Source organism: Rhizobacter sp. Root1221, assembly GCF_001425785.1.
Classification (GTDB): Bacteria; Pseudomonadota; Gammaproteobacteria; order Burkholderiales; family Burkholderiaceae_C; genus Rhizobacter.
This window is the reverse complement of sequence record NZ_LMDI01000050.1, coordinates 1-11,320: the sequence shown is the minus strand read 5'-3', so window position 1 is coordinate 11,320 and position 11,320 is coordinate 1. Positions and strand designations below refer to the sequence as shown.

The 11,320-nt window shown below is 67.6% G+C and carries 8 protein-coding genes; 2 read left to right on the top strand and 6 right to left on the bottom strand.

The annotated features are described in order from the left end of the window. Positions 1-391: 391 nt before the first annotated feature. On the bottom strand, positions 392-847 hold the full coding sequence (locus ASC87_RS25920; protein ID WP_056669790.1) for a TerB family tellurite resistance protein: 456 nt from the start codon (positions 845-847) through the stop codon (positions 392-394). Between the two features lie 69 nt (positions 848-916). Further along, entirely contained in the window at positions 917-2,575 is a 1,659-nt protein-coding gene (locus tag ASC87_RS25915) for an acyl-CoA dehydrogenase family protein (RefSeq protein WP_056669787.1), read from the bottom strand. A gap of 75 nt (positions 2,576-2,650) precedes the next feature. Here ASC87_RS25915 and ASC87_RS25910 point away from each other — a divergent pair, with 75 nt between their 5' ends. Then, entirely contained in the window at positions 2,651-4,951 is a 2,301-nt protein-coding gene (locus ASC87_RS25910; protein ID WP_056669784.1) for an ATP-dependent DNA helicase, read from the top strand. A 43-nt stretch (positions 4,952-4,994) separates the two neighbouring features. On the opposite strand, the gene ASC87_RS25905 is transcribed toward ASC87_RS25910, so the two are convergent. The 4 genes from ASC87_RS25905 to ASC87_RS25890 form a co-directional block, all read right to left on the bottom strand. Then, positions 4,995-6,017: a lysyl oxidase family protein gene (locus ASC87_RS25905; protein WP_162255207.1), complete on the bottom strand. Its 1,023-nt coding sequence runs from the start codon at positions 6,015-6,017 to the stop codon at positions 4,995-4,997. Positions 6,018-6,152: 135 nt separating this feature from the next. Beyond that, on the bottom strand, positions 6,153-8,264 hold the full coding sequence (locus ASC87_RS25900) for a peptidase domain-containing ABC transporter (RefSeq protein WP_235582298.1): 2,112 nt from the start codon (positions 8,262-8,264) through the stop codon (positions 6,153-6,155). 47 nt (positions 8,265-8,311) lie between these two features. Further along, the gene (locus tag ASC87_RS25895; protein WP_157604362.1) at positions 8,312-9,739 is read right to left on the bottom strand and encodes an HlyD family secretion protein; all 1,428 of its coding nucleotides are present in this window, start codon (positions 9,737-9,739) and stop codon (positions 8,312-8,314) included. Positions 9,740-9,819: 80 nt separating this feature from the next. Then, positions 9,820-10,023, bottom strand: a complete 204-nt coding sequence (locus tag ASC87_RS25890) for a hypothetical protein (protein ID WP_056669773.1) — start codon at positions 10,021-10,023, stop codon at positions 9,820-9,822. 413 nt (positions 10,024-10,436) lie between these two features. Here ASC87_RS25890 and ASC87_RS25885 point away from each other — a divergent pair, with 413 nt between their 5' ends. Then, a complete protein-coding gene (locus ASC87_RS25885; RefSeq protein WP_056669770.1) occupies positions 10,437-11,213 on the top strand; it encodes an exodeoxyribonuclease III in 777 nt (258 codons plus the stop codon). Positions 11,214-11,320: the final 107 nt, after the last annotated feature.

Genomic DNA, 11,320 nt, shown 5'->3' with positions numbered 1-11,320 from the left:
TCTCGATGAAGTAACCACCGACTGGAGAGCTGTATGCGGGAGAACCGCACGTACAGTTCGGAGGGAGGGGATGGCTGATGCCATTCCCTACCCCTATCCAGAGAACCAGCCGATGCGCAGCGAGGCGAAGCGGGTGGGCACCCTTGATGCGCGGGATAGGTAACGGTGGCGCTGGAGACAGTGGTCGCGCGGGGGATTGGCCACTCGGAGCGCCCGGGCAAAGGTCTGGGAAGCTGGTGTTCAGGCGCTTCTCTTTGACTCCTTTCTCTTTCGCCCGGAAAGAGAAAGGAGTTCGGCTGCCGGGCCGAGACCCGGCGCGGCCTCGCCAGAGAGAAAACGCAACCCGCAGCGAACAGTGGGCTCCGGCGTTCACGGAGGTGGCGAGGAGGCCTCAGCCCATCGCATCTTTCGCCCGCATCTTCGCGGCGATGTAGTCCCCGTGTGACACATACAGCAGGTCGGCGATCTTGCGCATCACGTGTTGTTCGTGGCCGTCGAGGTGGCCGTCCGCGTAGGCGACCTGCCACAGGTACTGGACGATGCGGGCCTTCTGCGGCGGGTCGAGCTGGGCGTTCAGCTTCGACGTGAACGCGTGGAGGTCGTGGGCGTCGCGGGCGGCTTCCTCGGCCATGTCGACCAGCGCCGACACCTCGCCCGCGGTCAGCACGAACTGCTCGCGCAACGCGGCGAACACGGCGGTCCGTTCGGTGGCGCCGAGGGTGGCGTCCGATCGCATCACCTCCACCAGCAGCACGGCAGTGGCCAGCTGGAGGGTGTGCTCGAACGCCGGGTCGGCTTCGGCGGAAGGTAGCAAAGAATCGAAAAAGCGGCGCAGGGATGCCAGCATCGAAGACTCCGGGACAAAGGGCCCGATGCCCGAGTATGCGCGCTGGCGTGACCCGACGTCACCGGGGGGTCATGCCGCCCAGGCGCGGTCGATGACCGCCACGTGGCGTGCCGGGTCGGGCAGGGTGCCGAAGACGCGGCCCCATTGCGGGTCGAAGCGGCTGGCGATGAACGTGTCGGCGACGAAGGCAGGCGCGTGGTCGCGCAGCAGCGCGGCCTGCAGCAGCAGCACGAGCTGCTGCGCGGTGCGGCGTGCGGCGGCCTCCAGCGCGTCGGGTGGCTGCTGCCAGGTGGCCTGCAGCGCGGCAAGCGGCGCCTGCATCCGCGTGTCGCCTGCGAGCCGGTCGCCGAGGTGCCGCACCAGCGCGTCGAGCGCCTCGGGCTCGCGCCCGATGGCCCGCAGCATGTCGAGGCCCATCACGTTGCCCGACCCTTCCCAGATCGAGATCACGGGCATCTCGCGGAAGAGGCGCCCCATGGGGCCGTCCTCCACGTAGCCGTTGCCGCCGAACACCTCCATGGCTTCTGCGCCCAGTTCGATGCTGCGCTTGGCCACCCAGAACTTCGCGGCGGGCGTGACGATGCGCTTCCAGGCGCGCTCGAGCGGGTCGTCGGAGGCACGGGCGAACGCCTGCGTGAGCCGCATCATCAACAGCGTGGCCGCTTCGCTTTCGAGCGCCATGTCGGCCAGCACGTTGCGCATCAGGGGCTGGTCGACGAGCCGCTTGCCGAAGGCATGGCGGTGCCGTGTGTGGTGGATGGCCTGCACCACGGCCTGCCGGATCAGCCCGGCGCTGCCCATCACGCAGTTCAGCCGCGTGTACGTGGCCATGTCGATGATGGTGGGGATGCCCCGGCCTTCGTCACCCACCATCTGCCCCCACGCGCCGTGGAATTCCACCTCGCTGCTGGCGTTCGAGTGGTTGCCCACCTTGTTCTTCAACCGCTGGATGCGGACCGCGTTGCGGCGGCCGTCGGGCCGGAACCGCGGCACGTAGAAACACGAGAAGCCACCCGGCGCCTGCGCCACCACCAGGTGGGCATCGGACTGCGGGGCCGAGAAGAACCATTTGTGCCCGGTGAGCTCGTAGGCCGCGCCGCGGCCCTCGCCATCGACCGGCACCGCCCGGGTGGTGTTGGCCCGCAGGTCGGACCCGCCCTGTTTTTCCGTCATGCCCATGCCCACGAGCATCGAGGTCTTCTGGTCCACCGGCAGGTCGCGGGCATCGTACGTGCGCGAATAGAGCTTCGGTGACAACGCCGCGAACAGCGCGGGTTCCTGCATCAGCACCGGGATGGCGGCGAACGTCATGGACCCCGGGCACTGCGAGCCGGCCTCGATCTGCATGTGCATCGAAAACGCCGCGGCGTAGGCGGCCCAGGCACCGGGGCGCGGGTCGGAGAACGGCATCGACACCAGCCCGTGTTCGCGCTGCATGCGCATGATGGCGTGCCACGCCGGGTGGAAATCGATGCGGTCGATGCGGTGGCCCACGCGGTCGAAGGTGTGCAGTTCGGGCTTGAAGCGGTTGGCGTCGTCGGCCAGCTGCAGCGTCTCGGCGTGGCCGAGCAACGCGCCGTAGTCGGCCAGTTCGCCCAGGTGGCCGCTTCCGCCGCCGCGTTCGACGGCGTCCCACAGCGCCGTGTCGGTGGTGAAGAGGTTGTAGTCGGCGAGCGGGGCGACCACGTTGGTGACGTCATGCGTCATGTCGGAGGGGAGGCCGGGCATGCAGTCGCTCCTGGTGCGCAAAAAGCGGGCGGTTTTCCAGTGTCCTCCTGTTGTTCCATCCAGTAAACTGGCCTCGTGGAAAACCCCGTCTATGTCGTTGCGGTGCGTGCGTTGTGCGAATTCGCCGCCAAGGCGGGCGACCTCGACCACCGCTTCACCCCCGCCCCGTCGGCCGCCGAAGGCATCGCCGGCCACGCCGCGGTGGCCATGCGGCGCGGCCCCAACGCGGAAAACGAAGTCACCGTCTCGGGCCACCACGGCCCACTGAGCGTGCGCGGCCGGGCCGACGGCTTCGACCCCGACACCCGCCGTGTCGAGGAGGTCAAGACCTACCGCGGTGACCTGGCCGCCATGCCCGCCAACCACCGCGCGTTGCACTGGGCGCAGGTGAAGGTATACGGCGCGCTGCTGTGCCGCATGCGCGGCCTCGACCGCATCACCGTGGCCCTCGTGTACCACGACATCGGCACGCAGGTGGACACCACCATGTCCGAGCGCCACACGGCCGCCGACCTCGATGCGTTTTTCACCAGCCTGTGCGACCGCTTCGTGGCCTGGGCCGAACAGGAGATGGCCCACCGCACCGCGCGCGATGCCGCCCTCGGCACGCTGGCGTTCCCGCACGGTGACTTCCGCCCGGGCCAGCGCCAGCTGGCCGAGGCCGTCTACAAGGCCGCGGGCGCCGGCCGGTGCCTCGCGGCCCAGGCGCCCACCGGCATCGGCAAGACCCTCGGCACCGTGTTCCCGCTGCTCAAGGCCTGCCCCACGCAGCGGCTCGACAAGGTGTTTTTCCTCGCCGCCAAGACCCCCGGCCGCGGCCTCGCGCTCGAAGCACTGGGCACGTTGGCAAAAGGCGGCCTGCCGCTGCGTGTGCTCGAACTGGTGGCCCGCGACAAATCGTGCGAACACCCCGGCAAGGCCTGCCACGGTGAATCGTGCCCGCTGGCCCGCGGCTTCTACGACCGGCTGCCCACCGCGCGGCAGGCGGCCGTCGAGCGCCGCTTCCTCGACCGGCCCACGCTGCGCGCGGTGGCGGCACAACACGCGGTGTGCCCGTACTACCTGGGCCAGGAGATGGTGCGCTGGGCCGACGTGGTGGTGGGCGACTACAACTACTTCTTCGACCTGGCCGCCATGCTGCACGGCCTCACGCTCGCGAACCAGTGGCGCGTGGGCCTGCTGGTGGACGAGGCCCACAACCTGCTCGACCGCGCGCGCAAGATGTACTCGGCCACGCTGGAACAGGTGCAGCTCGATGCCGTGCGCCGCACCGCACCCGAACCGCTCAAGCCCGCCATGGAGCGGCTCCATCGTGCGTGGGTGCAGCTCAACGGCGAATGCCCGGGCCCGTTCGACGTGCTCGACGAACTGCCGCAGCGCTGGTTCGGAGCGCTGTCGAACTGCATCAACGCGGTGGGCCAGCACCTGGGCGACCGGCCCGACCAGGTGCCCCCCGACCTGCTGCGCTTCTACTTCGACACATTGCACTTCGCGCGCGTGTCGGAACGGTTCGGCACGCATTCTCAGTTCGACATCACGCAGGAGCCGGTGGGCCTCAGGAAGCGGTCGGTGCTGTGCCTGCGCAACGTGGTGCCCGCGCCGTTCCTGCGCCAGCGCTTTGCCGCGGCCCACACCACCACGCTGTTCTCGGCCACGCTGTCTCCCCGCGCGTTCTATGGCGACACGCTGGGCCTGCCCGACGACACGCTGTGGGTCGATGTGGAGTCACCATTTTCGGCCGGGCAGCTGGCCGTGCACGTCACGCCCCGCATCTCCACGCGCCACGCCGACCGGCCCGCGTCGGTGGCGCCCATCGCCGGCCTGATCGCCCGCCAGTACCGCGAACGGCCGGGCAACTACCTCGCGTTTTTCAGCAGCTTCGAGTACCTGGGCCAGGTGATGGCGCGGGTGGCGGCCCACCATCCGGACGTGCCGCTGTGGGCCCAGTCCCGGGCCATGGACGAGGCCGCGCGCGACCAGTTCCTCGCGCGGTTCTCGCCGGGCGGGCAGGGCATCGGGTTCGCGGTGCTGGGTGGTGCGTTTGCCGAAGGCATCGACCTGCCCGGCGACCGCCTCATCGGCGCATTCATTGCCACGCTCGGCCTGCCGCAGGTCAACGCGGTCAACGAAACCTTGCGTGAACGGCTGGAGGCCACGTTCGGTGCGGGTTACGCGTACGCGTACCTCTACCCGGGCCTGCAGAAGGTGGTGCAGGCCGCCGGCCGCGTGATCCGAACGCCAGCCGACCGCGGGGTCGTGCACCTGATCGACGACCGCTTCACGCGCAGGGAGGTACGCGATTTGCTGCCCGGCTGGTGGCCCGTCGCGGAACACGTCCTCGACGGGCCTGCCCGTGCTGTCGAGGACCCCGCATGAAGGAGGCTTGGCCTCGCCACGGCCAGCGTCATCGCGCTCGAGATCATCGCGTGACCGTGAATCCTCCGGACAGCAGGCCGCCAGAGCCGACGCGGACATCCCAGACGGGGTCGCGGCCGGGTTGCTTCTTGTATGGCACGGTGACGGTCGCCGTGATCGTGTCCACCGTGTCGGTGTCCGAGGCCAACCGCACATTGGAGGCCACTGGCCGCGGGCCGCTGCCGCCTTCGAAGGTGACGGACATGCCTTGCGCGAATCCGTAGCCGTTGATGGTGACCTGCACCGTCGTGCCCGTCGTCGCGGCGTTCGGCGTGATCGACGTGACCGTCGAGCAGCTGCCGCTGCTGTCGAGCACCGTGACCGAGCTGGGCTTCCTGATGTTGAGCAGCACGCATGACGCGTTGTCGTTGTCGTCGGACTCCAGCAGGCGCTTGTTCGGATCGATGTCGATCCTCAGCTGGTAGATGCCATCGGCGTTGTCGGTGAAATCGATCTCCTGGCCGGGAAGATGGGCGCCGTAGATGTCTCCCCAGCCCACCGAAATGCCCTGTACGACCGGGCCGCAGGTGGTGTAGACAGCCTGGCCCGGGGCGCCCTGCAGCGACCCGTCGACCCGGGTCGAGTCCAGCAGGCAGAAGGTGGTCTTGCTGCCGGTGCGCGACGACCCGCCCGGAGCGTTGACGGGCTGCAGCGTGTAGAGCGCGAAGTCATCGAAGTGAAAGTGATTGTGGGCGGGATGCCACTCGAACCAGCCCGCGAAGTTGTCGACGTAGCCGCCGTTGGCAAGGAAGTAGCGCTGAAACACCTGCTGCTTGCCCGAGCCGGTATCCACGGAGCCGGCCCGGATCTCCAGCGGGCCGGCGCCCTTGTTCCAGCTGGTCGCTGCGAAGCGAAGCGTCGAGCCGCCGGCCGAGTCGGCAACCAGGGAAATGTTGAAGGCGGGCAGCGCCTTCAGGTTCGGCAGCAGGTTGGTTGTCTGGGCAGCGGCGCTCGTGGTGAGCGAAGCGACGCAGGCAACGGCCGAGCCGAGGGCGATCATGCGGATGCGAGGGGAGGGCTTGTTCATCGAAGTTGCTCCGAGTTCGTGGGGACATGACATCCGGGAAACCTCCCAAGCCCCGCTTCACGGAGCCCACCGCAGTTCATGTACTTGCATGACCGTCAGCGATTGACAGGAAAAATCTGACCGACTGGCAAAAGCTCACCCAGCGATAGGCTGTGGCGACTGCGAGCCCTGTGCAAGAGCGTGCGCAAACCGTGCGTGGCGATGCGGCCGCAAGTCATCCAGGTCGATGACCCGATCGGCGCTGCGTATGGTCTCGGGCCGGTGCGCGATGATGATGCGAGTCACCTGCGTTGCGCGGATGGCCGCCGAGACGGCCGATTCGTTTTCAACGTCCAGATGGCTCGTCGCCTCGTCGAGCAGCAAGACCCTCGGGTTCCGGTACAACGCGCGGGCGATCAGGATGCGCTGCTTCTGGCCGCCGGACAGCACCACGCCCATGTCGCCGATGAGCGTGCTGTAGCCCATCGGCATCGACATCAGTTCGTCGTGCACGCAGGCCGCGCGGGCGCAGGCCTGGATGTGCTCCGCATCCGGTGTCGGCGAGAAGAAGCAGATGTTGTCTGCCACGGTGCCGCTGAAGAGCTGGTCGTCCTGCATCACCACGCCGATCATCGAACGCCAGCGCGCAAACGAGTCCGGCCGCAGCGACTCGCCGTCGACGAGCACCTGGCCCTCCGTCGGCACCAGCAAGCTCACCAGCAGCTTGAGCAGCGTGGTCTTGCCGCCGCCAGATCGGCCGACGATGGCCACGGTTTCTCCCGCTTCAACGCGCAGGTTCAGCCCGTCGAGCACCCACGGTTCGTTGTCGCTGTAGCGGAAGCGAAGATCACGGACCTCGATCGAAACCGGCATCCGCGATGCGTCTTGCGACGCCGGTCCGCCCCTTGGCTCCGGAGACGTGAGCGCGATGTCGGCGAGTCTTTCGCCGTGCAGCCTCAGCATGGCCAGATCGCTGAGGCGGTCGATCAGCTTGCCAATGCGCCCAAGGAACTGGTCCTGGTAGGCGAGAAATGCCAGCAGCAGGCCCACCGTCATGGCGTTGTCGAGGACGCGGTGTGCGCCGATCCACACCACGCTGATGGCCAGCGATCCGATCAGCAGCATGTTCGCCGACCGGAACCAGAGCAGCAGCTTCTGGGTCGTGACATCGCGGTTGACGGCCTCGACCGACAGGTTGAGCCAGTGCGTGCGCCTTGCCTCCTGGCTATTGAACAGCTTGATCGTCTTGACGCCCCGCAGCGTCTCGAGGAGGTGGCTCTGGCGGCGCGCAGACCACACGATGGATTCCTGCGAGGCGTGCTTCAACGGCAGCCACGCGCCCCAGCGCAGCAGGGCATACAGCATCGCACCGGCGAGCACCAGCGCGGTGAGCAGTGGCGCCAGCACGAACATGATCGAGAGCGTCAGGAGGACCAGGATGCCATCGAGCACCGCCTCGACCATGTCGACGGTGAGCGCGCGCAAGATCGTCTCCTGCGAACCGAACCTGGACACGATGTCCCCGAGGTGGCGTTGCTCGAAGAACGCGGCCGGCAGGTTCACGAGGTGGCTGAAGAGGTTGGAAGGTCCCTGTACCTTCAGTGTCGCGCCCAGCGCGATGAGCATCCAACCGCGCATGGCGGTCAGTGCGGTGCGCAGGACCATCAGCAGTCCGAAGCCCAACGCGAGCACCAGCAGCAGGCTGCGGTCGGCTGTCAGCAGCGCGTGGTCGACCACCCACTGAAGGAACAGTGGGCTGAGCACGGCCAGCACCTCGATGGCACCAGCGATCATGAACAACTGCGCCAGCGTGCCGCGCAGGCCCACCATGCGACCGAGCAGTGCGCGCAGCTTCACCCGCGGAGGTGGTGTCGCGGCCTCGAAGCCCTCGCAAGGCGAAAGCTCGACCGCAACGCCCGTGAAATGCCTCGATACCGCCGCAAGCGGCAGCCGGCGCACGCCAACTGCCGGATCGTGAATCACCACCTCACCGGCGTCGGCCCGCCGGAGCACCACGAAATGGGTGAGGTTCCAGTGAAGAATGCACGGCGTCTTCAACAGCGGCAACTCGCTGAGCTCCAGCCGTACCGGCCGCGCGCTGAAGCCCAGCCTGTCGGCCATGCCGATCAGGTCCTTGAGGTTGACGCCCCGTTGCGAGACCGACATCTGGGAACGCAGCTGCGCGAGCTCCCAGGCGCGGCCGTGATAGCCGGCCACCATCGCGAGACAGGCCAGGCCACATTCGCTGGCCTCCGACTGCAGGGTCATGGGCAGGCGATCGCCCCACAAGGCGCCGAATGCATGGGTACCGTCATTCATTGCTGCCACTGCCCTGTGATGCGGAACACCGGTTCCAGAAGCCATTCGACCAGGCGCCGCCGCTCGAGCGACACATCGGCCTCGAGCTGCATGCCCGACTGCAGCGGCAGGCTCGCGCCGCCCGACACCAGCGCTGGCGTGTCCAGACTGACGGTGATGCGATAGATCGGCTCCGTGACGAGGCCACCCGACGATCCTGCCAGCGCGCCCAACCCGGCCAGCTCGCGCGGAAGTTCTCCAGGCCCGACAGCCGACTGCGACACGCTGCGCACCAGGCCCTCGTGATGACCGAACTTCTGATATGGATAGGCCTGGTAGCGCAACAGCACCCGCTGCCCGGCGCGCACGAAACCGATGGCCCGGCTCGGACCGTACAGATGGGCCTCCAGGCGCCGGTGGAGCGGAACGATCGACAGCATCGGCACCGCCGTATCCGCGTTGGTCCCTGCCACGGCCTGGATCGAGGTGACATTCCCATCCTGCGGGGCGGTCACCACAATTTCCCGTCGCGCCTCGGCTTCTGCATGCTCCTGGTCGAGCTGGGAAATGCTTCGATCCAGCAGCCCCAGCTCACGTTGTGCGCGCAGCGGCAGATCACGCAGCTCGGCCTGCGCGGCAAGGCGATCACGCCGATTCGCCAGGCGGCTGCGTTCGAGGGCGGCGATGCGCGACTGCTGCTCCAGGCGCTCTGCGCGTACCAGTTGCAGCCGCTGTTCAGAGATGAATCCTTGATCGAATTGCAGGCGGTGCAAGTCTTCCGAACGCATTGCGATGAGCGCACGCTCCTTGAGCAGGCGAACCTCGCTTTCGATCTGCGCATGTTCCGCATCGAGGGCGGCGATGCGACCTGCCAGCCCGGTCTGCTGCTGGGCCAGCAACTGGCGCTGCTGCAGCTGTTCGTCGGCGAGGCTGTCGCGCCGCTCCTGCAGGCGGCGCATCACCAAGGCCTGCGTGGCGCCCAAGGACGCGCTGCGCAATTCATCAGACAGGTTGAGCAGCGGGTCGCCCTTGTGAACTTGCGCGCCCTCGCGCACGTGCATCGCAGTCACCACGCCCGGTCGCGGTGCGAAGACCCGGGCCACACCTTCTTGCGGTACAAGCCAGCCACCCAGGCGGGCCGTGCGGGTGAAGTGTCCAAGCAAGAGCAAGGCGATCAAACCGGCACAAGCCACGGCGGCGACCATCGTGAACAGGCGGTGCGAACTTCGAGGCGCGAGCACCACGGAGCCGACCCATTGGTTCTGGCGCTCGGCCAGGACCTCGTGCCGGAAGAGCTGCACCCTGTCAGGCGCGCTGCCGCATCCTTCCTGGAGCGATCGATCTTCGCCGGTCGAGGCCAGGCAGACTTGGGAGTGCGTCGACGCCGTGCTGCCACTGCCCGCCGGGATGGCCGGAGGGCTCGAGTCAACGTGCGGATCAGACACCACCACACCTTTGTGTCTTGTTCATCAGCACGGCGAGGCACATGTGAGATGCACCCCGCCGCCTTCAGTTCATGCCTCGATCAGCGGGTGCCGAACTTTGCGGGACCCGGGCCGTTGGGGATCGCTTCGTCTTCCTTCGAGCCTGCGGTGCCGCCCTCGTCCGACCCCTTGTTGGTGCCTTCCGCCCCATTGCCCCATCCGTTGTTGCCCTTCGTCGTCGTCGGCGGCGGCTCCTCCCCAGCACCTGAGACCGTCGACAGCTCGTCAATCGTGAGTGTGCGCATGTTCTCTCCTACATGTTGGCGGCAACAACATCCCTCCGGCGCGCACTCGCGCGCCGCATGGGGGTAGCGCCCTGCCGCCCTGGCGCTGCCAACCTTGAACCCCTGCGGAGGTCTCCCTCGACCCTTTCATGTGGGGACAATTATTGCCAGATATTTCACGCTTTGGGCTGCAATGTGCGCGTGCACTACCCCCCTGGTCAGGGTCGGGCTTGCATGCCGGCGATCAAGCCAGAAGCAGTGCGGCCAGGTTGCTGGCCGTGATGAAGCAGACGTCGTTCAACGGGGTCAAGGCGGATCGAGCACCTGATCGACGACCGCTTCACGCGCAGGGAGGTACACGATTTGCTGCCCGGCTGGTGGCCCGTCGCGGAACACGTCCTCGACGGTCCTGCCCGTGCTGTCGAGGACTCCGCATGAAGATCGCCACCTGGAACGTCAATGGGGTCAACGCCCGCCTGCCGCTGCTGCTGCGCTGGTTGTCCGAAGCGGAGCCCGACGTGGTGTGCCTGCAGGAGCTGAAGGCCCCCGACGGCAAGTTCCCGGTGGACGCCGTGAACGACGCCGGCTATGGCGTGCTGTGGCGAGGCCAGGCCTCCTGGAACGGCGTGGCCATCCTCGCGCGGGGCGCCGAACCCATCGAGATCCGGCGCGAACTGCCGGGTGACCCGCTGGACACCGATGCGCGTTACCTCGAGGCGGCGGTGGAGGGCATGATCGTCGTGTCGCTGTACCTGCCCAACGGCAACCCGCAGCCCGGCCCGAAGTTCGACCGCAAGAATGCGTGGTTCGATCGCATGGCCCGCCACGCGCAGTCACTCTTCGAGACCGGCCTGCCGGTGGTGCTGGCCGGCGACTGGAACGTGGTGCCCACCGATGCAGTGGCCGACATCTACAGCACCCGCTCGTGGAAAGACGACGCGTTGTTGCAACCCGAGCCGCGGGCGGCGTGGCAGTCGTTGCTGGCGCAGGGCTGGCTCGATGCCATCCGCCACCTGCATCCCGACGCGCCGCTCTACACCTTCTGGGACTACCTGCGCCAGCGCTGGCCGCGCGATGCGGGGCTGCGCATCGACCACGTGCTGCTCAGCGCATCACTCGCCGACGCACTCACCGGGGCCGGCGTCGACAAGGCGGTTCGTGGCTGGGAACACGCGAGCGATCACGCGCCGGTGTGGGTCACGCTCGGGTGATCCGCTAGGTGTGAAGGTTCAATAGGTTGTTGCGGGTGTTCACCCGGAGAGGTTTTGAGAGACTGGCATTCGCCAAAACCCCAGTCCGACTCATAGCCCGGATCCCG

Bases quoted from the DNA above. Each gene is read 5' to 3' on its own strand.
- ASC87_RS25920 (WP_056669790.1), bottom strand. From the start codon at position 847: ATGCTGGCATCCCTGCGCCGCTTTTTCGATTCTTTGCTACCTTCCGCC.
- ASC87_RS25915 (WP_056669787.1), bottom strand. From the start codon at position 2,575: ATGCCCGGCCTCCCCTCCGACATGACGCATGACGTCACCAACGTGGTC.
- ASC87_RS25905 (WP_162255207.1), bottom strand. From the start codon at position 6,017: ATGAACAAGCCCTCCCCTCGCATCCGCATGATCGCCCTCGGCTCGGCC.
- ASC87_RS25900 (WP_235582298.1), bottom strand. From the start codon at position 8,264: ATGACCCTGCAGTCGGAGGCCAGCGAATGTGGCCTGGCCTGTCTCGCG.
- ASC87_RS25890 (WP_056669773.1), bottom strand. From the start codon at position 10,023: ATGCGCACACTCACGATTGACGAGCTGTCGACGGTCTCAGGTGCTGGG.
- ASC87_RS25885 (WP_056669770.1), top strand. From the start codon at position 10,437: ATGAAGATCGCCACCTGGAACGTCAATGGGGTCAACGCCCGCCTGCCG.